Annotated in this window: 12 protein-coding genes; 7 read left to right on the top strand and 5 right to left on the bottom strand. The window is 33.8% G+C overall.

From position 1 onward, the window contains the following. Positions 1-207 precede the first annotated feature (207 nt). Positions 208-2,415: a response regulator gene (locus tag DSM00_RS05565; RefSeq protein ID WP_128757037.1), complete on the top strand. Its 2,208-nt coding sequence runs from the start codon at positions 208-210 to the stop codon at positions 2,413-2,415. Here DSM00_RS05565 and DSM00_RS05560 read toward each other — a convergent pair. Next, positions 2,412-3,695, bottom strand: a complete 1,284-nt coding sequence (locus DSM00_RS05560; RefSeq protein ID WP_128757036.1) for a carboxypeptidase-like regulatory domain-containing protein — start codon at positions 3,693-3,695, stop codon at positions 2,412-2,414. The two genes, DSM00_RS05565 and DSM00_RS05560, sit on opposite strands and share 4 nt — an antisense overlap. Before the next feature lie 177 nt (positions 3,696-3,872). Here DSM00_RS05560 and DSM00_RS05555 point away from each other — a divergent pair, with 177 nt between their 5' ends. Then, a complete protein-coding gene (locus tag DSM00_RS05555) occupies positions 3,873-4,586 on the top strand; it encodes a hypothetical protein (RefSeq protein ID WP_128757035.1) in 714 nt (237 codons plus the stop codon). Positions 4,587-4,634: 48 nt separating this feature from the next. Here DSM00_RS05555 and DSM00_RS05550 read toward each other — a convergent pair whose 3' ends face one another. Beyond that, complete coding sequence (locus tag DSM00_RS05550) at positions 4,635-4,913, bottom strand: hypothetical protein (protein ID WP_128757034.1); 279 nt, start codon at positions 4,911-4,913, stop codon at positions 4,635-4,637. 175 nt (positions 4,914-5,088) lie between these two features. Between DSM00_RS05550 and DSM00_RS05545 the strand changes: the two genes are divergently transcribed. Further along, the gene (locus tag DSM00_RS05545) at positions 5,089-10,068 is read left to right on the top strand and encodes a translocation/assembly module TamB domain-containing protein (protein ID WP_128757033.1); all 4,980 of its coding nucleotides are present in this window, start codon (positions 5,089-5,091) and stop codon (positions 10,066-10,068) included. After that, positions 10,061-12,358: a translocation and assembly module lipoprotein TamL gene (gene tamL, locus DSM00_RS05540; RefSeq protein WP_128757032.1), complete on the top strand. Its 2,298-nt coding sequence runs from the start codon at positions 10,061-10,063 to the stop codon at positions 12,356-12,358. The genes DSM00_RS05545 and tamL overlap by 8 nt, the downstream gene beginning before the upstream one ends. Positions 12,359-12,378: 20 nt before the next feature. Here tamL and DSM00_RS05535 read toward each other — a convergent pair whose 3' ends face one another. Together DSM00_RS05535 and DSM00_RS05530 are read right to left on the bottom strand one after the other, a co-directional pair. Continuing rightward, a complete protein-coding gene (locus tag DSM00_RS05535; protein ID WP_128757031.1) occupies positions 12,379-13,107 on the bottom strand; it encodes a phosphatase PAP2 family protein in 729 nt (242 codons plus the stop codon). A 168-nt stretch (positions 13,108-13,275) separates the two neighbouring features. Next, on the bottom strand, positions 13,276-15,417 hold the full coding sequence (locus DSM00_RS05530) for a cation:proton antiporter (RefSeq protein WP_128757030.1): 2,142 nt from the start codon (positions 15,415-15,417) through the stop codon (positions 13,276-13,278). Between the two features lie 580 nt (positions 15,418-15,997). Between DSM00_RS05530 and DSM00_RS05525 the strand changes: the two genes are divergently transcribed. Together DSM00_RS05525 and DSM00_RS05520 are read left to right on the top strand one after the other, a co-directional pair. After that, positions 15,998-16,945 carry an aldo/keto reductase gene (locus DSM00_RS05525; protein WP_128757029.1) on the top strand — a complete coding sequence of 316 codons (948 nt, stop codon included), beginning with the start codon at positions 15,998-16,000 and terminating at the stop codon, positions 16,943-16,945. A 188-nt stretch (positions 16,946-17,133) separates the two neighbouring features. Next, positions 17,134-19,596, top strand: coding sequence for a zinc-dependent metalloprotease (locus DSM00_RS05520; RefSeq protein ID WP_128757028.1), 2,463 nt, complete (start codon positions 17,134-17,136; stop codon positions 19,594-19,596). A gap of 63 nt (positions 19,597-19,659) precedes the next feature. Here DSM00_RS05520 and DSM00_RS05515 read toward each other — a convergent pair whose 3' ends face one another. Then, on the bottom strand, positions 19,660-20,130 hold the full coding sequence (locus DSM00_RS05515) for a ferritin-like domain-containing protein (RefSeq protein WP_128757027.1): 471 nt from the start codon (positions 20,128-20,130) through the stop codon (positions 19,660-19,662). Between the two features lie 142 nt (positions 20,131-20,272). Between DSM00_RS05515 and DSM00_RS05510 the strand changes: the two genes are divergently transcribed. After that, positions 20,273-20,728, top strand: coding sequence for a DUF6428 family protein (locus tag DSM00_RS05510; protein WP_128757026.1), 456 nt, complete (start codon positions 20,273-20,275; stop codon positions 20,726-20,728). Positions 20,729-20,809: the final 81 nt, after the last annotated feature.

Below are 20,809 nucleotides of genomic sequence, written 5' to 3'. Positions count from 1 at the left end.
AAATTAAATTTATTTAATACATCTCTTTATTTGAGGCTGTTTGAGCTTAATAAAATTCTTTAATATTGATATTTAAGAACTTAACTTTAGCATTTAATCGATTATTTATGTAATATTGTCCTCTCAAAAACCCCTTGTCATAAAGTGAAAATCAATTATCTATCCCTTTGTGTAAGCATATATTTGCTTGTAGGTAACATTTTCGCTGTGTTTTCTAACGTTTATTCTTCTTCAGAAGGCCTTTATCCAATTTTTCAAGAAAATTCGTTACAACAAGATCTTGATGCTATTTATAAATATCGAGACGAAAAGAAATATGATGTTGCCATTGAGCGTTTATCTGATTTAATTATAGAATCAAAACGCTTAAATGAATATGATTATACATTTCACGGCTATAATATGCTCAGTGTAATATATCATGAAATTAATGATACCGTACCATCCTTAGCATATGCAAAATCTGCTTTAGAATTTGCAAAGTTATCTAAAAATGATACATTGATCTCTTGGGGGTATAATAATCTTGCTGCCAGCCTTTCTACAAATCCTAATACTAGAAAACAAGCTTTAGAGTATTATAAAAATTCTTTAGAAATTCAACAAGAATTGAATAGCGGAGTTTTCTTAGATGCAGCTCTTAATATAGCCGAATTATACGGTAAAGAAGAGAATTTTGTAATGATGTATCCGTATCTTAAAAAAGCGACGGAAAGTTATGATCACTCATTTAATTATCACAATGATCCATTAATTTATTTAAATATAAGTTGGGGCGATTATTACAAAGCGCTAGATATAAAAGCTAAAGCACTAGAATACTATGCAGAGGCTTTTAAACTCATTGAGCGTGATAATATGACTCCGCTTGCATTAGAGTTTTATGAGCGTTACGCTGCTTATTTAAATGAAAATAATTATAGTGATAAAGCTTTTAATGTTCAGCAGCAGTATTTAAAGCATTATAAAATACGAGAAAAAACATTAGAGAAAGAAACTGTAAAATTAGCTCTTGCACGTGCTGAAACAGAAGAATTAAGGCGCCAGCGTAATGAAGCTGAAATGCAGCAACAGCTATTGGATCAAGATTTAAGGCGCAAAAAGATTCAATTTATTTTGCTAGGCTCTATCTTGGCTTTATTAAGTCTTTTTCTTGCTTATTTATTCTATAGTGAAAAACTGAGATTGGGTTTAATCAATAATCTCAAGAGAAACAACAAGAATTTATTAAAAGCAAAAAATCTGGCTGAAAAAAGTGAACGAGCAAAATCAAAGTTCTTCTCTACATTAAGTCACGAAATGCGCACACCACTTTATGGAGTAACAGGTATAATCTCTTTACTTGAAAAAAGATCAGAATTTGATGCTTTTAAAGAAGAAATAGGTTCCTTAAAGTTTAGTGCCGATCATTTATTAGATATCATTAATGATTTATTGGATTTATCAAAACTAGAAGATGAGTCTTTTAGCTTGATTAATAAGAGATTTAATATTCAGTTATTAGCTGAAGATCTGGTTTCTAGCTTTGATCAAAATAGTTTGAAGAGCTCTGAGTGCACACTAGTTTGCGAGATTGATTCTTCGGTTCCCGAGTTTGTAATAGGAGATGCGCGTCGCGTTAGTCAAGTCTTACTAAATATTTTAGGAAATGCTATTAAATTTACTCCTAAGGGTAAAATTGTTCTTAGAATGCGAGGAGAAGAGTTAGAGGAAAATAAATTTAAAATCTATTTTGAAGTTCAGGATGATGGAATAGGAATTCCAAGAGAACTTCAAGAAAGTATTTTTGATGAGTTCAGTCAGTTGGAAGAATTACAAAAAACAGAAGCAGTATCTGAATCTAAAGGTACTGGTTTGGGACTGCCTATTGTAAAGAAATTATTACAGAAGATGGATTCTCAAATCACCTTAAAAAGTAGTGTGGGTAAAGGATCTACCTTTTTATTTGATATTAACTTTGAAAAAGATTTAAATCCTAATTCTCAACAAGAGCGTACGACTAAACCTAGTTCTTTAGGTATTTCTAACCTTAAAGGTTTACGTTGTCTTATTGTAGATGATAATAAGATTAATAGGCTGGTTACAAAACGGGTTTTAGAAAATCTTGGTGTCATAACTTTTGAGGCTCAGAATGGAGAAGAAGCCTTAGAACGCGCCAAAAAACACTATTTTGATTTTATTTTAATGGATATTAATATGCCGGGAATGAATGGCTATGAGACTACCCAAGCCATTAGAATATTTGATAAATTAATACCTATTATAGCTCTTACTGCTGCTGAAGCCACCTTTATCAAAAAAGCAGCACAGCACAGTGGTATGAATGATATTGTCACAAAACCATACAATGTAGACGATCTGTCTTCAGTAATTTCAAAACACGTGCAAATACGTAATTTGATAACGAGCTGTTAATCTCTTTTAATTTGCTTTTGAATTTTGTCGATGGCTTGTTGAATTGATTTTTCAGGTTCAATGACGTTATAAGCTCCCCAAAACTCAGGATCGGCAAATCCGGAGACTTCATCAGCTAAAACAGCATTTTGCTTAAACTTTGATCTTCTATCTATTCCATCAGTCATTAATTCGGTTTCCCAATCTGTAATAAGCATTTCACTGCTAATTCTATATTTGCTATTAAATAGTTTGCGTTTCCAGTTTACTACAAACTCAAGCTGAACGTTACTATAACTGTAATACCACTTGCCGTCTTTATTGCGATAATCTATACGGTAGCTAATTTCGGTAGGATAAACTTTTACGCGATTTGGTTTTTTCTTAACGAATAAAGCAGCAGCTGCATTACGATTTTCTACATTTAAATTATAGATAGCATTTGTTAAAGCATTAGACTGAGCGTCAATAAATAATTTTCCGTAGTATAAAGGTTCGTTAATCGAACTTTTTTGCTTGAAGTTCACTACATAAACCATCGAACCATCATTAATTAATGGTTCTCCAAACGAAAAGTCATAATTAGATAGAGATAGCGGTGTAATGAAATATTTGGGATATTTTACGAGATCTGCATACAAAGCATTTAGTGGACCACCTTGTAACTTTATTGCAACTGTATCAAGACGATCATAATTTGTGCTTTTACGAGCTTTGTATATAGAGAGTAAATCTGTTTCATAACTGGCATAAGGTTTCTTCTGAATGGTTACTACAGCCTCTGCCAAGGAAGCACTTCGATTGCGTTTATTAATGGTTTCTCTATAAAATGCGGTCATAAAATTATCCTGGTCAGCATAATTTTTATCAATATTATCAAATACTTGCTGAACTAAATAAAGCGCATTTTTAGGTCTGCTAATATTAATTTCATCAAGTTCATATGTTTGTGGAGAAAGACTAATTACTGAATGCTTATCGTTTAAATCAGTCATTATAATTATCAATTTCTGATAACCGGGGTATGTAAATGTGACCTTTGCATTAGGTAATGCTTCATCAATTTTTAAAGAAAAATTACCTTCAGAGTTTGTTACTGTAGCAATATTTGTTCCTTCTACGACAAGGTTTACAAACGGCAGAGGATTGTTAGAACCTTTTGAAATTACGAGTCCTTTATACTCAATAAAATTATCAGATTCTTGTGATTTGACAGAACTTGTAAAAAATACTAAAAACGCTATACATAGAAACAATAGCGAATCAAAATGACCGTTGATATAAAAATAATTCTTTTTCATATGTATATTTTATAATAAATCTACGTTTTTTTTTGATGATTTTGCAATTTAAGATTCAAGTGTTATGAGAATTGGCACGATTACTGTTTACTCGTCATTAGCTATATTTGCTTTTTAAATATGGCAATACAATTTATTTGATAACGTTAAGAATTAAGAAGATTGAAATTGAATACTATGTATATCAAACGGCTATATGATTATAAATTACTATTTGTGATTTGTATATTTTTTATGCCTTTTACAGTCTTATCTCAAATAGATAACCGGTCGGGATCTTTTAAAATTCCGGCAACTGAAAATCCTAATGGTACACCTACACCAGTTCCAGATCCGACTTCAGATTTACCAGAATCTAAAAAATCAATAGGCGGTTTGCAATTAGATGCAAATGGTAAATTAATGGAACGTCCAGTACTTAGAGCCCCGGAAACACCTACCTTTTATATGCTTACGCATGAAAAATACGCAGATGCCGGACAACGGTATACAGAAATGATGAATCAGCGTGAAGCTAATCGGGATTCTGATAAATCTGAAAAACCCGCACATCAATCAGATCAAGATTTAGGTACATTTAAAAATGGAGGGAAGCAGGTTAAAATTGTTTGTAGAGATTATGCTTATGTAGATGGAGATCGGGTTGCTGTATTAGTCAATGATGAAATTGTGTTACCTAGTATATGGTTGACTGAAGCCTATACCAGCTTTTATCTTCCATTAAAAAAAGGATTTAATAAGATATCGTTTAAGGCTTTAAACCAAGGTTCTAGTGGACCTAATACTGCAGCTTTTGTAGTTTATGATGATACCGGGAACGTAATTAGTTCTAATGAATGGAACTTGTTAACTGGCGTAAAGGCTAATATTATGATAGTTAAAGAAAATTAGATATAAAAAAGCCATCAATTGATGGCTTTTTTATGCACGGTAAAATTTTTATAATTCACCGTTCTGCTCATCGAGATTATTGTTACGTGACCCTCCTTGACTGTATAATTTATTTTCTTCGTCTTTAAGACCCGTAGTTTGTTCATTAGTTTTTTCACCAGTAGGTACATCCAGATCTTTCCCTGTAAAGTCTACATCCTTTTGGCGATCCCTTAATTGTTCATCTGCGCCACCATCCTTATGTATATTTTTCTGATTTAATATGTCTAAATCTTCCTTGGTTACGTCAGAATTGTAGTCTGTATTTTTTTTGCTATCTGTTTTCATAATTTATTTTTTTTGAATTTATTTAATTTAAAAAACCTTCGCTCCATTTTTAACTGCCTATATAGAAAACTATAACAAGTTTTTAATAATTTGATTGCCAACTGCTATTGTATAAATAGTACTTTTAACCACTTCAAAATAGTGTAATTCTATTGCTATTTTGAGATAATGAATTATGAAGAAGACTCCTAAACAAAAGATTTTAAAAGGCTTAAAAATTTTTGGTAAAGTACTAGTAGCAATCTTGGTTTTACTATTACTTATTATATTATTTATACGCAGTCCTTGGGGTCAAGGCATATTAGTTGATAAGGCTATTAATTATGTGGAGGATAAAACAGGAACTGAAGTTCAAATTGAACGCCTGTTTATAACTTTTGATGGTGATATAGCTTTAGATGGTCTTTATCTTGCCGATAAAAAAGGAGACACTTTAGTGTATAGTAAGCACTTAGAAGCCGCTGTACCATTATGGTCATTAATTACTGGAGGTCCACTAAGTATTGATAATGTTGATTGGGAAGGCGTTAGAGCAAATGTAATTAGAAGAGATTCTATTGCGGGTTTTAACTATCAATTTTTAGTAGATGCCTTTGTAACAGCAGATACTACTACGGTTTCCACGCCTCAGGATACAACTGCATTTCAGCTAAATCTGGGAGATTTTAATTTTAAGGATTTTAAGGTAAATTATATTGATGATATTTCGGGCATGGAAGCAAATTTGGCTTTATCTGAGCTCGAGCTTGATATGCGTAAAACAGATCTTGAAACCATGCGGTTTGAAGTAGGAAACATTTTTTTAACCCATACAAGAATCTCCTACAAGCAGACCAAGTCATTACCTGTATCTAAAGATACAACCGAGGTACCAATGCCTTATATAAAGATTAAACAGCTTAAATTAAATAAAGTTGTTGTTGACTATAATTCTATTCCCGATGGGATACAGGCATACGCAAGTATAGGTAATTTTGAAACAGAAGTACCACAGATAGACCTTAAGAATAACATATTTGATATTGATAAATTAGTACTCAATAATTCTAAAATTGAACTGGCTCTTAGTACAGTTACTAGCTCTGAAAAAACAGAAGAAGACTCTGTTGAAACTAACTCTTTTGAGTGGCCTCCTTACCTGGTAAATATAGGTGAGGTTACTCTTGTAGATAACTCGATTAAATATACATTAGATGGTGCTACTCCCACTAATGGTACGCTCAATTTTAATGCAATTGCCCTTGAAAAAATGTCTTTAGGTTTAAAAGACATTCAACTTCAAGATAAGTTAATAACTGCCGATTTATTAAACGCATCAGCCATTGAAGCTTCTGGTTTGAACCTTGAAGATCTTAATTTCACCCTCAAAGTAACCGATGAATTGATTGATGTTAATGATCTTAAATTCAAACTAAATGAAAACTATTTAGAAGGAGACTTAGAAGTAGGATATGCAAGTTTAGCTAGTTTTATTGAGACTCCCGGGAGTGCGACAATGAACCTCAATATTCCCAATATAATTGCAGATTTAAAGACCGCCTTTTTATTTCAACCAGAGTTAAAAGACAATAGTTACATTAATAAACTAAGCAATCGCAAACTAACGGGTAGTCTGGTTGCAACCGGGAAATTAGATGATCTCACCATAAAACCAACTCGTTTTAATTGGGGTAATACTACGTTTCTAAGTTTACAAGGAACAGTCTATAATGCTACAAACCCTGATAAGTTATCTTATAATTTTCCTACTTACCGTATTCAAAGTATACGTTCTGATCTGAATAGATTTTTAGATGAAAAAGAATTGGGTGTTCAATTTCCTGAATTAGTTCGCCTCAGTGGATCTTTAAAGGGCAGTACAACTCGAGCAATTACAAAATCAAAATTAGAAACTACAGACGGCATTGTGGTACTAGACGGTAATGCTGCATTTGGTGAATCTATTGCTTTTGATGGTACCGTAACGGCTACTGAAATTAGATTGGGGAAATTACTTCAGAATGAAATGCTAGGTGTTCTGGATCTTAATTTAACTGCAAAGGGTAGTGGTTCGACAATTAATGATCTTGATGCACAAGTGAATGCTACGGTTAATAGTCTGGATTTTAATAAGTATACATTTAAGGATCTAGCACTAGAAGGAAACTTTAATAAAGGAAAAGGAAATTTAGTTTCAGCTTATAAGGATGAAAATCTTAATATGAAGTTTGATGCAGATGTAACACTTGATTCAGTAGCCTCATCAGCAACTGTAAATCTTGATTTGATAGGAGCAGATCTGCAGGCTTTAGGTTTTGTAAATAGAAATGTAAAAGCAGCATTCACCTTAACCGGATTTTTCAAAGGTACACCTGAAGATTATATAATTAAGAGCGATATAAAGCGTGGTGTGGCTGTTTATGATGATAAAGCTTATCAATTAGGTGATTTAAGTATTGAGGCATTTGTAAAACCCGATACCACTTCACTAGATATTAAAAACCGCATTTTGCAATTAGATTTAGAATCTAATGCGAGTCCGCAAGATTTTATTGCTGCACTACAAAGACACGTACAATCCTACCTTACAAAGGATCCGAAATTAGATACGCTCTCAAAACCCGTTTTAATGAAAATACGGGGTACTGTTCACGAATCTCCAATTTTAAGTGAGGTATTTGTACCTAATTTAAGAGAATTAGATACGGTACAAATTGCTGTAGATTTTGATGAATATAAAAGAGCCCTTAATGCGGATATAAATTTACCCTATGTAAATTATAATGGCTACACTATAGATAGTCTGGCCTTTAAACTTATATCGAATGAGAAAAACATGGATTTTGGATTTGGTCTTAAAGATTTAGTTGCAGGACCTATTAATATTAAAAATACACGAATAGGTGGTCGCGTAACTAATAATATGATGTATCTGGACTTCCTTTCTTTAGATGAAGATGAAAAGTTGATGCATATACTTGCATTAATCACTCAAGAAGATGATAATCTTAAAATTCACATAGATGATAAAGATCTTATACTTAATCGCAACAAATGGCGTGTAAATCCCAATAACAGTATACTATTTACCGATGCAAATACCGTATTTGAAGATTTCAAGTTATCCTATGAGGATCAAATTGTTGAAGTTAGTAACAATCTACCGGGTATTTCAAAGGAACATTTAGGGGTGAATTTTAAGAACTTTAGATTATCAAGTATACTTAATCTTCTAAATCCTAATGAATCCTTGGTTAAAGGTATTCTCAATGGAGATTTTATTGTTGAGGATCCCTTTACATCTCCGGGAATGTTAGCAGATTTAAACGTTAAGCAATTTGAAGTGTTGCAAACCGATATGGGAATCCTTAACGTTTCAGGAAAATCTAAAGGTTCCGGCGGTTATGATTTTAATTTGAGTCTTAAAGAAGGTGTCGCAGATCTGGATGTTATAGGGGATTATATTGATAGTCCTGAAGCAGCTATGATAGATCTTAACTTAGACATTAATCGCATAGATTTTAAAGCTTTTGAAAATTTCTCTCAAGGAGAACTATCTAATGCTAGTGGAATTTTAAAAGGAAATATTACCGTTACTGGTACTACGCTAGAGCCCAATTATAATGGAACAATAAATTTTGAAAATGCAAACTTCGAAATTACCAAGCTAAATGCTCCGTTTTTATTGGCAAATGAAGAACTGCGACTTGATAACAAAGGCATTTATTTTGATAACTTCAAAATTCAGGATGCAAACTCTAATGCAATTTCAGTAAGTGGAAAAGTTGGGACTGAAAGTTTTATTAATCCTACGTTTGATCTTAAGTTGAAAGCTAAAAACTTCAAAGCTTTAAATTCAACCAAAGATGACTTTGATTTAGTTTATGGTACGGTTGTTTTTGATGCTGATGCCAGCATTACCGGAGACTTAAACTTACCCGATGTTAAGCTTAGTTTAACGGTTAACTCTGCGACCGATGTGACCTATGTTTTGCCTCCTTCTGAAGTGCAAATAGAATCAAAAGAGGGAGTGGTAATCTTTGTAAATAAAGAAAATCCGGATGCTATTTTAACCAATAACAAAGAAGATTCATACACTGTTTCTGGTTTTGAAATAGATGCAGATTTAAGTATCGCTAAAGGAGCTATTTTCAATCTTGTTATTGATGAGCAAACAGGAGATAACTTTCAGGTTACCGGGACGGGTGATTTTAAATACAATATGTATCCTAATGGAAGGATGACATTAAGTGGTCGTTACAACGTGAATGGCGGTCATTATGAGATGAGTCTCTATAATCTTGTAAAACGTCGATTTGACCTGGCTCCAGAAAGTCGTATCACGTGGTCTGGTGATCCATTCGATGCTCAATTAGATATTAAAGCTGCTTATGAGGTTGAAACTTCAGCAAGCGGATTAATGGCTTCTGCAACCAGTGGAACAGATATTAGTACACAATCTCAATTTAGACAAGAAGTTCCGTTTTTAGTTTATATAAATATTGACGGCGAATTGATGAAGCCTATAATTAGCTTTAATCTAGATATACCTGAAGCTAGTCGCGGTGCCGTAGGAGGGCAAGTATATAGCCAGGTTCAGCAATTAAATCAGCAGGAAAACGAACTCAATAAACAGGTTTTTTCATTACTAGTTTTAAATAGATTCTTCCCATCTTCAAGTAGCGATGGTAGTAGTGGAGGAACAGCAACAATAGCCAGAGATAACTTAAATGACGCTATTTCAGATCAATTAAATGTATTCTCAGATAAACTTCTGGGCAATACAGGGTTTGATTTGAACTTCGGGTTAGATAGCTATACAGACTATCAAGGGAGTGCACCTACAGATAGAACCACATTAGATATAGCTGCACAGAAAAAGTTATTTGATGATCGGGTGGTGGTAAGTGTGGGTAGTGCTGTAGATCTTCAGGGAAGCGGTAATACAGAAAACGGTACTGCGCCGGTTGTAGGGAATGTAAGTATTGAATATTTACTTACTGAAGACGGTAGATACAGATTGAGAGGATACAGACGTAGCCAATATGAAAATATTATTGACGGTCAAATTGTGGTAAATGGTATTTCCTTATTATTTACACGTGAGTTTAACAAGTTTACAGAGCTTTGGAAATCATTGTTTCCAGCTAAATTAGAAGAAGAGTCTGATGAATAGCGCTATAAAAATTAAAGGAAATATAAAATGGACAACTCTCGCTGTTGTAATAGGGCTTATAACCTATAGCTGCTCGGTAGAAAAGTTTATCCCCGAAGGAGAATATTTATATACTAAGGAAACGGTTGAGCTCACACCAGATTCTATCGTCAATGATATTGATAATATTGAGCTAGATTTAAAAGCTGCTTTACGACCGGAACCTGTTTCATCATTTCTAGGAGGATATCCGGGTTTGTATTTTCATTATAAAGGTACGCGAGAGAAACCGGGATTTATCAATAAGTTTTTGAATAAGAAATTTGGAAAGGAACCTGTTTATGCTTCAGATATTCGAAGTTATGAGATGGAGCAAATTTTGCTCAACAGACTAGAAAACAAAGGTTTTTTCTACAGTACCGTTGCTTCAGAAATTGTAGAAGACACTATACATAAAGAGGCTGAAGCTATTTACAAGCTCGGATTGTCAAAGCCTTATCGTCTGCAAAATTATCAATTAGATACTGATAGTTTATTGGTTTATAAAAGCATCAAAAATGAAATAGATAAATCTGTTATGAAGCCTGGAATGCGCTTTGACTTGAGCGCAATGAAGGCTGAACGTGAACGTATAAATCTTCAGCTTAAAGATGAAGGATTTTATAATTTTAATTCGGGTTTCTTGATTTTTGAATCAGATACAAATCAGTACACAAATAAAAAATTTGATCTGTATTTACGATTAAAAAAGGATGTACCGGTAAAATCGATTATTCCGTATAAAGTTGCCCAGGTAAATGTTTATCCTAATTATTCTGTAGCTCTGGATAGTACTGTAGTAGATACGGTGACTTATGCAAACAAGAACTTCTTACAAGATGAACTTTACTTTTTACCAAAACGCTTGGACCCCTTTATTTTATTAGAAGAAGGTGATTTGTATAGTCCGGATAAATCTAAGGCTACCAGTAGAAGATTAGGTTCTATAGGTGCTTACAAATTTGTGAATATTCGCTACAATGAAATAGATAATAGTGCAGAGGGAGATAGCTTAGGTATACTTGAAGCGAATATTTTTTTATCTCCGTTAAACAAACGCGCTATTCGAGCCGAAGTTAAGGCTGTTACCAAGTCAAATGGGTTTTCTGGACCGGGATTGGGATTAACATTTGCTAACCGTAATCTTTTTAATGGTGGTGAAACATTAAATATTTCACTAGATGGTAGTTATGAAATTCAGGCGGGAGGTAATACCGGCAGTTCTTCCGGTTCATCAAGCGTACAATTGGGATTGAGTGGAGAACTCATTTTTCCACGAATGTTGTTTCCGTATAAATTCTCTAAAGATTATTTCAAATATGATATTCCGAAGACACGTATAAAATTAGGTTTAGCATACCTCAGCAGATCGCAATTATTCACTTTAGGATCTGTAGAAGCGAATTTTGGATACGTATGGCAGGCAAATAAATATATTACACACGAAATTAATCCTATTGCTATTAATTATGTCTCTTTAGCAAATACAACGCCAGAATTTGATGCTATACTCGATGCAAATCCCTATTTACAAACTAGTTTTGACCAGCAGTTTATATCTGGTTTGACTTATTCTTTTACATACAACGGTATGGTTGATGCCGGTAAAACACATCAAATATTTTTAAATGCTAATTTTGAAACTGCCGGTAATAGTCTTAGTTTATTTTCTGGAGGCGAGCAGCCGCAGAGTATTTTTGGATTAGAATATGCACAGTTTGCCCGTATAGATGGAGACTTTAGATATCACTTTAATTTTGCCGAAAATCAAACTATAGCAGCTCGTTTATTTGCTGGTGTAGGTGTACCGTATGGTAATTCTGAAGTTGTACCGTATACAAAGCAGTATTTCTCTGGCGGTCCATATAGTGTGCGCGCATTTAGAACGCGGTCTCTGGGTCCCGGAACGTATGTTGCAGATGAAGATAATGCAGCTAATTATTATGATCAAACAGGTAATTTAAGATTAGAAGCTAACCTGGAATACCGTTTTCCATTAATAAATATTCTTCAAGGGGCAGTATTTGTAGATGCCGGGAATATCTGGAATACTACAGATAACGAGGCGCTTGAAGGAGATACTTTTGGAAGTGATTTTATAAACCAATTGGGAATTGGTGGTGGTTTTGGGATGCGGGTTGACATACAAAGTTTTGTTATACGTTTAGATCTTGCAGCACCATTTCACGATCCAAGTCTTGAAGAAGGCAAACGATGGACTTATGATTTTTCTAATCCTATTCTGAATTTTGCAATAGGATATCCGTTTTAGATAATCTAAATATTTGCCTTCTACGTTTTAGGATCTCTCCTAAATAGTTCGATGATATTAAATATTAGAATACAAAAAACAACCCAGATAAATCCTGCTATAAACCCGCCGGCAATGTCTGAAGGATAGTGAACTCCCAGATAAATACGGCTTATACCTATGCTTAGTATTAAGAATGATAAGCCGGCAATAATACTTGATTTTGCTAGTTTACTTAAATTGAATTGAGTTACTAAATAAATAAGGAAACCATAAAAAGCCATTGCGCTCATAGCGTGACCGCTAGGATAACTTAGAGTTTCTACTGAAACTAAATGTTCAATACCTGGACGTGCTCTATCGATAAAGCGTTTGAGCATCACATTAGATATAGATGCAACTAAAAGTACAAGAACAGTTTGTGCAACATATTTCCAGCTTTTAAAGAAATAATAAGATACTGCAGAGGCAAGGCCTACAACAATTAGATAGCCATACAAATCACCTACGTTTGTAACAAATACAAAATATTTTGTGAGTGAGGGATTTCTATATGTAAGTATATAATCTGTAATCTGGGTATCGTATGTCGCAAGAATTTCAGATTTGAGAGTATCTGTGAGTTCTATAAATGTATTTATACAGAAAACAACAATTATTAATGCTAGCAATACAGTTATAAAATAAGGAAGTTTGCTATTGTACTGCTTAAATTTTGTTCTTAGAAAGACTTTTAAATTCCGTATAAATTCAATTAAAGATTGTCTCATAGTACATTATAATCCCAGGGCAGTTGCGTGTGGTTAAATTTAAGGACTCAAATTAAAGTTTTTGAAACTACTATAATCTTTCTTTTTCCTTAAATTATTGAATTTACTATAAATCGAAGCCTATTTGCAAACTACCGTTACTACATTATCAATCCAAATTAACTCATCTTACCACCACTTAAATTTCTTAGCAATAGACTTTCTTAGTTCGTCGAGTTTCTCAAGAGGAGCTAATATTGTTGGGTTTTTATAATCAATCTTAGAGGCATTTTGATAACCGGCTTGCATTGGATAAATTAGTATGTAACTGTTGTCTTTAAAATACCTGTTCAAGTAGGAAGGTATTTTGGACATGTTCTTGTTATATGAAGGTTCATCTTTCCTGCTTAAGACGATAATTAGGTTGTCATCCTGATAAAAGTTTTTTGCAAGTATTAAAAACTCATCCCAATCGCTAAATTCTTCAAACTCGCATTCCATAGATTGCTTTGCTTGTAATTGTTTAATAAACAGCAAGGTTTCTTTATTTGCGTAGAAAACCAATTTAGCACCGGAGTTTCTGGCAATATTCCAAATTTTGATAATCCAGAATGGGAAACCCATATCTTTTTCAGAATTTTCAGGGACAATTATTAGATGTCTTTTTATTGTATTAAAAGGTTGTGCCGGTTTGTAAATGAGGGTTGTCGTATTACATTTGGTTAAAATCCCTTCGGTTAAATTTCCTAGAAAAGATTCTGAAATACCTTTGCTAATGTGCAGACCTAAAATGAGATCTGTAATTTTCTGTTCTTTTACTACACTCGTTATTCCATTGACGATGCTCGAGTCGTAACGTAATATTTCTTGTAATTTATTATCTGTAGCAGAAGCAGTAACAGTAGCTTTGTTAAGTATTTTTTGTGCGTTTTTACCTGCAGATGCATCAGTTGAAGAGTTATCTACAATGCTCAGCGCAAATAAGCCTTCTTTATTTTTTTTAGACTTTACAGTAATACCCAAATTTATTAGTTCGTCTATAGTTTCAGAATTACTAATAGGAATCAGGACTCTTTCAGTATTAATGAGCTCTTCAGAATCGACATCAGAACTTTCAAGTAGTGCAATATTTTTAGCCCCTTTTTGTGCTACAAATGATGCAACTGTACAGGTGAATAAAATCATGAGAATTGTCCCATTCAGTACACTCTCATTTAGCAAGCGTATAGGCTCTCCCGAAGCATTTTCTCCAGTGATTATATTATATCCTACAAGAACAGCTGCAAGCGTTGCTGCAGCTTGTGCATTACTTAAGCCAAAAATAAGTCGGCGCTCATCTGCAGAGAATTTAAATGTTTTCTGAGTAATCCAGGCAGCTAAAAATTTGGCAGAAGTGGCTACGATTATCATAACCACAGCTACTTTAATAGTTTCAATATCATTAAAAAAGACCCGATAATCAATAAGCATACCGACACCTATAAGAAAGAAGGGTATAAAAATAGCATTCCCTACAAACTCAATACGGTTCATTAAAGGAGACGTGTGAGGTATTAACCGGTTTAAGGCAAGACCAGAAAGAAATGCTCCTATAATAGCTTCAATACCGGCAAGCTCTGCTAAAACAGCGCCTAGAAATACCATGACTAAAACAAAGATGTATTGGGATACACTATCATCAAATTTTTTAAAAAACCAGCGTCCTATTATAGGAAAAATAAACATAACGGTAAGACCAAACAGTATGATATAAACGCCAAGTTTAATCCAGAATTCTGCATTTACTTCTCCTGTAGTCATCCCCACAATAATTGCCAGTACAAGTAAAGCCAATGTGTCTGTAATTAAAGTTCCTCCTACAGTAATATTTACAGCCTTGTTTTTTGAAACTCCCATTTTTGAAACTAGGGGATATGCAATGAGTGTATGGGAGGCAAACATACTAGCTAATAAGATTGAGGAAGGCACAGACATGTTAAGAAGGTACAAGCCTGCGAGCGTTCCTAAAATCATAGGAATCAGAAAAGTGTACATGCCAAACACAGCACTTTTCTTACTGTTTTTCTTAAAATCTGCTAAGTCAATTTCGAGACCAGCAAGAAACATGATGTACAATAAACCAGCCGTACCCGATAATATAATGCTACTGTCGCGCTCAATTAAGTTAATACCTTTAGGTCCTACAATTGCTCCGGCAATTATTAAGCCTAATAGGTGCGGAATTTTAATCTTATTTAATAGAATAGGAGCAATTAATATAATCACTAGTATTAAAAGAAATTTTAAAACCGGATTTGTAAGCGGCAGGGTAAACTCGAGTAAAATCAGCATACAAAATTTAGATTTTAAGATGATTTAAATCATCTCTTTAATTACAGTTTAATGTCGCAAATCTAGACTTATAATCAATGCATAATTCCTAAAAATAGAGTCATTTTTATAGTAATTAAGCGATTAAATAGTAAAGGTTTATAGGGTTTAAGATTCCTTAATTTTTGAAGGCGAATAAAAAAAAGGCTTTATCCCAATTGAGAAAAAGCCTTTAAAATTATTTGATAAGAATTGTATTAGATAACGTTAAATACAAATCCCAATAGCCAATATAGAATTGCAAATACTACTATAGTTCCAATACAGCCACAGCGACCGCCACCTATTTTTTTTGCTCCGTATCCGGCGATTAATGCTCTTAATAAATTTTTCATTGTATTGCTTAATTAGTTGTCTTGCTAAATTAGTTTTTTCTTTCTTTTCAGATAGCTTTTAATACAGATTAACAATACTTTAAACCTCTATCCTAATTATCTACTAAGACACTTTTGTAATTTTAGTTTAGCGTGTTAGCAGCGTATTAGCTTCTACTTTTAATCAATGATGAGCCCATACAAATAGAAATAATTAAAAAAAAATCATGGAATATATTCAATTAGGAAATACAGATATTAAATTACCACCTATAACTTTTGGCGGAAATGTTTTTGGCTGGACGGCAGACAAAAAACAATCTTTTTATCTTTTAGATGTTCTTTTTGATAAAGGTTTTAATTTTATAGATACAGCGAACGTTTATTCATATTGGGCGCCAGGAAATTCTGGTGGAGAGAGTGAGGCGATTATAGGGGAGTGGCTCGATACCAGAAAAAACAGAGATAAAGTCATTATAGCCACAAAGGTGGGAAGTCCTATGGGAACAGGTGCTCCTAATCTTTCTGTAGATTATATTAATAAACAAATAGAACTAAGCCTAAAAAGATTAAAAACAGACTATATAGATATTTACTTTAGTCATAAATATGATGATAGTACTGCTCAGCGCGAAACTTTAGCAGCATATAAAAATCACATCAATGCGGGGAAAGTTAGAACTATAGGAGCATCAAACTTTCCGTTAGCGATTTTGAGAGAAGCAATAGACTTATCAAGTCAGGAAGATTTACCGCGATATCAAGTTATTCAACCGGAATATAACCTAATGGATCGGGCGGCTTTTGAAGGTGCATATGAACGTTTCTGTATAGAAAATAACCTCAGCGTAACGAGTTATTTCACTCTAGCTAGTGGTTTTCTTACTGGAAAATATACAGGTAAAGAGGATATTGAGGATAAAGATCGTGCTCCGTTTCTCAAAAAATATTTTAATAAGAAAGGTGAACGCGTACTTAAAGCATTAAAAGAGGTTGCGGCTAAGTACAATACCTCTGAAGCAACAATAACTCTAGCTTGGACAATTGCACAACCCGGAATAACTTCCCCAATAGCTAGTGCTACCAAGGAAAGTCAGTTAGAAGCATTTACCGATGCATTGAATATTGACTTGGACTCTGAAGATCTTAAGATTCTCGATGAAGCAAGTATATAATTGAAATTGATAACATATAATCAATAAAAAGCTGATATTTAAGAGATTATTCTAACTTATTAAATAATATATATTTAGAATTATCATATTATCTAATATTTTATTAAAATTTAACAAACCCTGTTAAGAAGTTCTTAACAGGGTTTTTATTTTACGTGTCTTAAATTGTCGCAACTAAATATAATAATATGAAATTAAAACTTTACCCTATTGCAGCCTTTACGTTTGCAATGATGACGGTAGTCTCGTGCGCAAGTACGAAACAGACTAAAAAAGGAGCGGCATCTGCTGATTCTGAAAAGTCTGAAAAATCTAAAGGAGGTTTAAAACCTTATGATAAAGTAATTACTAAAGATGCAATCTCAGATGACGGATTATTTACTGTTCATAAAGTAGATGATGATTACTTTTATGAAATTGCAGACTCGCTTTTTGATCGCGAAATGCTTATGGTTAGCCGTATAGCAAAAACGGCCACAGGCATTGGTTTTGGTGGAGGTAAAGCCAATACTGAAGTTCTGCGTTGGGAAAAGAGAGATAAAAAAGTATTAGTTCGTGTGGTATCTCACCAGATATTTGCAGCAGACTCACTTCCTATTCATGAAGCGGTAACTAATTCAAATTTTGAGCCGGTTCTTTTTTCTTTCGATATAAAGGCTATAAGTAAAGATTCTACTAAAACGGTTATTCAAGTTAATGATCTTTATAACACAGATGTTCAGGCATTAGGTATGCCAGGATATTATAGAGAGGAATATAAAGTTTCTAATGTAGACAAAGATCGAAGCTATATTGAAAGCCTTAAAAGTTATCCTCTTAACATTGAAGCTAGACACGTAAAGACATATAATGCTAAAAATGCACCTAGCAATGGAAGCTTAGGATCTATAACGGTAGAAATGAACAATAGTATGGTTCTCCTTCCTAAGGTGCCTATGGAAAGACGCTATTTTGATGAGCGTGTGGGATGGTTTGCACGGGGTCAAGTAGATTACGGTCTAGATGCTCAGGAAAGTAAAACTGTACGTTATTTAGATCGCTGGAGACTTGAGGTTAAACCAGAAGATGTAGCGAAATTTAACGCAGGTGAATTAGTAGAGCCTAAAAAACAAATTGTATATTATGTAGATAGAGCGACTCCCAAACAATGGGTGCCCTACATTAAGCAAGGTATTGAAGATTGGCAAGTAGCCTTTGAAGCTGCTGGCTTTAAAAATGCAATTATTGCAAAAGATGCTCCTACTGTAGAAGAAGATCCAGAGTGGTCTCCAGAAGACGTTAGATATTCTGTAGTGCGTTACCTTGCTTCACCAATTCCTAATGCAAATGGTCCTCACGTAAGTGATCCGCGTAGTGGTGAGATTTTAGAATCTGATATTAACTGGTATCACAATGTAATGACTTTATTACGGAACTGGTATTTTGTACAAACAGCTGCCATTAATCCAGATGCTAGAGGTGTAGCCTTTAAAAATGAGATTATGGGTCGATTAATACGTTTTGTATCTTCTCACGAAGTAGGACATACGTTAGGTTTACCTCACAATATGGGAAGTAGTGTTGCTTATCCTGTAGATTCATTAAGATCTAAGAGTTTTACTGAAAAATACAGTACAGCTCCTTCAATCATGGATTATGCACGTTTTAACTATATCGCTCAACCAGGTGATGAAGGTGTTTCTATGATGCCTAACATTGGCATCTATGATAAATATGCTATTAAATGGGGTTACAGACCTATTCTAGATAAAAAAGAAAATGCAGAGAAGCCTATTCTGGATCAATGGATTCTTGAACACGCAGGAGATCCTATGTATCGTTTTGGATCACAACAGCGAGAAGTAGTAGATCCTAGTTCGCAAACTGAAGATCTAGGTGATGATGCTGTTAAAGCTAGTAATTATGGTATTGCCAACTTAAAACGTATTGTTCCTAATCTTATAGAATGGACTGCAGAAGATGGTAAAACTTATGAAGATTTAGGTACACTATATGGTCAGGTATTGGGACAATATAATAGATATATGGGTCACGTTTCTAATAATATAGGTGGGGTTTATGAGTATTACAAAACCTACGATCAGGAAGGTGCTGTATATATGCCGGTTCCTAAAGAGCGCCAAGCAGAAAGCGTTGCTTTTTTACAAGAGCAATTATTTACAACTCCAGAATGGATGATTGATGCTGAAATTTTAAACCGAATTGAGCATGATGGAAGCTTAGAGCGTATACGTGCTACACAAGTGCGTACATTAGAAAATGTTCTTGATTTTGGACGTATGGGCCGTATGATTGAAAATGAAACGCTTAATGGGAAAGATGCGTATACCTTGACGCAGCTTATGACAGACTTAAGAACGGGGATATTTAGCGAACTTACCAATGGAAAGAAAATTGATACGTATCGTCGTAATTTGCAGCGAGCTTATATTGAGCGTTTAGATTACTTATTGACAAAAGATCAAACAGGGCGTAATGCAACTGATGTAAAGGTAAGTCAGTCAGATATTAGAGCTATTTCTAGAGCAGAATTAAATACTCTAAAGCGTCTTGTTGCAACTGCTTCGACACGTACAGGAGATACACTTAGTCGTTACCACTTACAAGATTTAAAAGAGCGTATCGATTTAATTCTAGATCCAAGATCTTAATAACAACCGAATTAACAACTAAAAAGACCGGCAAAAGCCGGTCTTTTTTTATTTAAAATATCTTTATTGCAGTCGTGTAATGTCTTCTAATTGTTGTAGATCTTCAATAGTTCTGTAAATTTTTGATAGCTGATTGTTGATTACTGTTCGCAAATGCTGAGGAAAATCGTGCTCTTTTAAAACCGTTTCATACTCATTAGCGCTATTTTTTTCACCTCTAAGACATTCTTCTAATATGGAGGTGGCATCTTCTTTATGTAAGGAGCTTTTAAAATCGATCCAAATACGATGAACTTGAGCAGCTGGACTACCGTGTTCTTTAGGAGTTTCATTTAGATTATGTAACTCAGTATGAAGTTCAGTAGCAAAATTACTACGCTTTGCCGCTTGGCGCTGCATAAACCCTTTTAATGCCGGGTGTTCAATCTCTTGCATTGCTCTTATAAATCCCTTTTCGGCATCATAATTTTTAATTAGTAAACTCTGTAAACTTTCTGTGAGTTCATCATGAATTTGCTGCTTGTCTAAATTCATTTTATTTAAATTTAAAGGTGTAATCTATATGATTACAAATATTATAATATGTAGTATTTGCAAAGTTACCCAACACCCAAGTATCTACTGCCGGTTTTACAATAGGTTAACAATTTTTTGCATTAATAAAATACACATCTATATGAAGGTTTCAGAATTTAAGGAGTATTTATTTAAAGCAATTAAAATAGGTTTTGAACTACCTAACGGAAAACTAATACCAGCTCACTATAATATGGCAGAACTACTAATTCGAAAAGACACCTATGTCGACAAGGACAAAAAAATAAATAATCGGGAATATGTAATTCTTAATTTTAAAAATTTAGATAGATATAACCACCGGTTAAATCCTAATAAAATTTTGGAGTTAATAGAAAAATACGAAGAGATACTACCAATTTCTCAATTTGATATAGAAGTCGCTTATTTTGAGGAATGCCTTAAATTGTATCATTTAGAAATTGGCGCAAAGTATTTAAAATTGATAAATACAGTTCTTGATTACCAAGAACTAACAGCTAATCAACATAAAACTAATACCCCATTAGTTGATGCTGCAGCAGATCCTAGCTTGCCTGGGAATGGGTGCTGCTGAAAATGCTGCGACTTTAGAGCATATTAATATTTTCTGAATAAATTATAATTTCGACAACTATGTTAGAATAGAGGTGATGGT

Source organism: Leeuwenhoekiella aequorea, from assembly GCF_004104375.1.
GTDB classification, from domain to species: domain Bacteria; phylum Bacteroidota; class Bacteroidia; order Flavobacteriales; family Flavobacteriaceae; genus Leeuwenhoekiella; species Leeuwenhoekiella aequorea.
Note: the sequence above shows the minus strand (reverse complement) of the source record. Positions and strands in the feature narration are given on the sequence as shown.

Excerpts from the sequence above, each read along its gene's own strand:
- DSM00_RS05560 (WP_128757036.1), bottom strand. The coding sequence starts at position 3,695 with ATGAAAAAGAATTATTTTTATATCAACGGTCATTTTGATTCGCTATTG.
- DSM00_RS05555 (WP_128757035.1), top strand. The coding sequence starts at position 3,873 with ATGTATATCAAACGGCTATATGATTATAAATTACTATTTGTGATTTGT.
- DSM00_RS05550 (WP_128757034.1), bottom strand. The coding sequence starts at position 4,913 with ATGAAAACAGATAGCAAAAAAAATACAGACTACAATTCTGACGTAACC.
- DSM00_RS05545 (WP_128757033.1), top strand. The coding sequence starts at position 5,089 with ATGAAGAAGACTCCTAAACAAAAGATTTTAAAAGGCTTAAAAATTTTT.
- tamL (WP_128757032.1), top strand. The coding sequence starts at position 10,061 with ATGAATAGCGCTATAAAAATTAAAGGAAATATAAAATGGACAACTCTC.
- DSM00_RS05535 (WP_128757031.1), bottom strand. The coding sequence starts at position 13,107 with ATGAGACAATCTTTAATTGAATTTATACGGAATTTAAAAGTCTTTCTA.
- DSM00_RS05530 (WP_128757030.1), bottom strand. The coding sequence starts at position 15,417 with ATGCTGATTTTACTCGAGTTTACCCTGCCGCTTACAAATCCGGTTTTA.
- DSM00_RS05525 (WP_128757029.1), top strand. The coding sequence starts at position 15,998 with ATGGAATATATTCAATTAGGAAATACAGATATTAAATTACCACCTATA.
- DSM00_RS05520 (WP_128757028.1), top strand. The coding sequence starts at position 17,134 with ATGAAATTAAAACTTTACCCTATTGCAGCCTTTACGTTTGCAATGATG.
- DSM00_RS05515 (WP_128757027.1), bottom strand. The coding sequence starts at position 20,130 with ATGAATTTAGACAAGCAGCAAATTCATGATGAACTCACAGAAAGTTTA.
- DSM00_RS05510 (WP_128757026.1), top strand. The coding sequence starts at position 20,273 with ATGAAGGTTTCAGAATTTAAGGAGTATTTATTTAAAGCAATTAAAATA.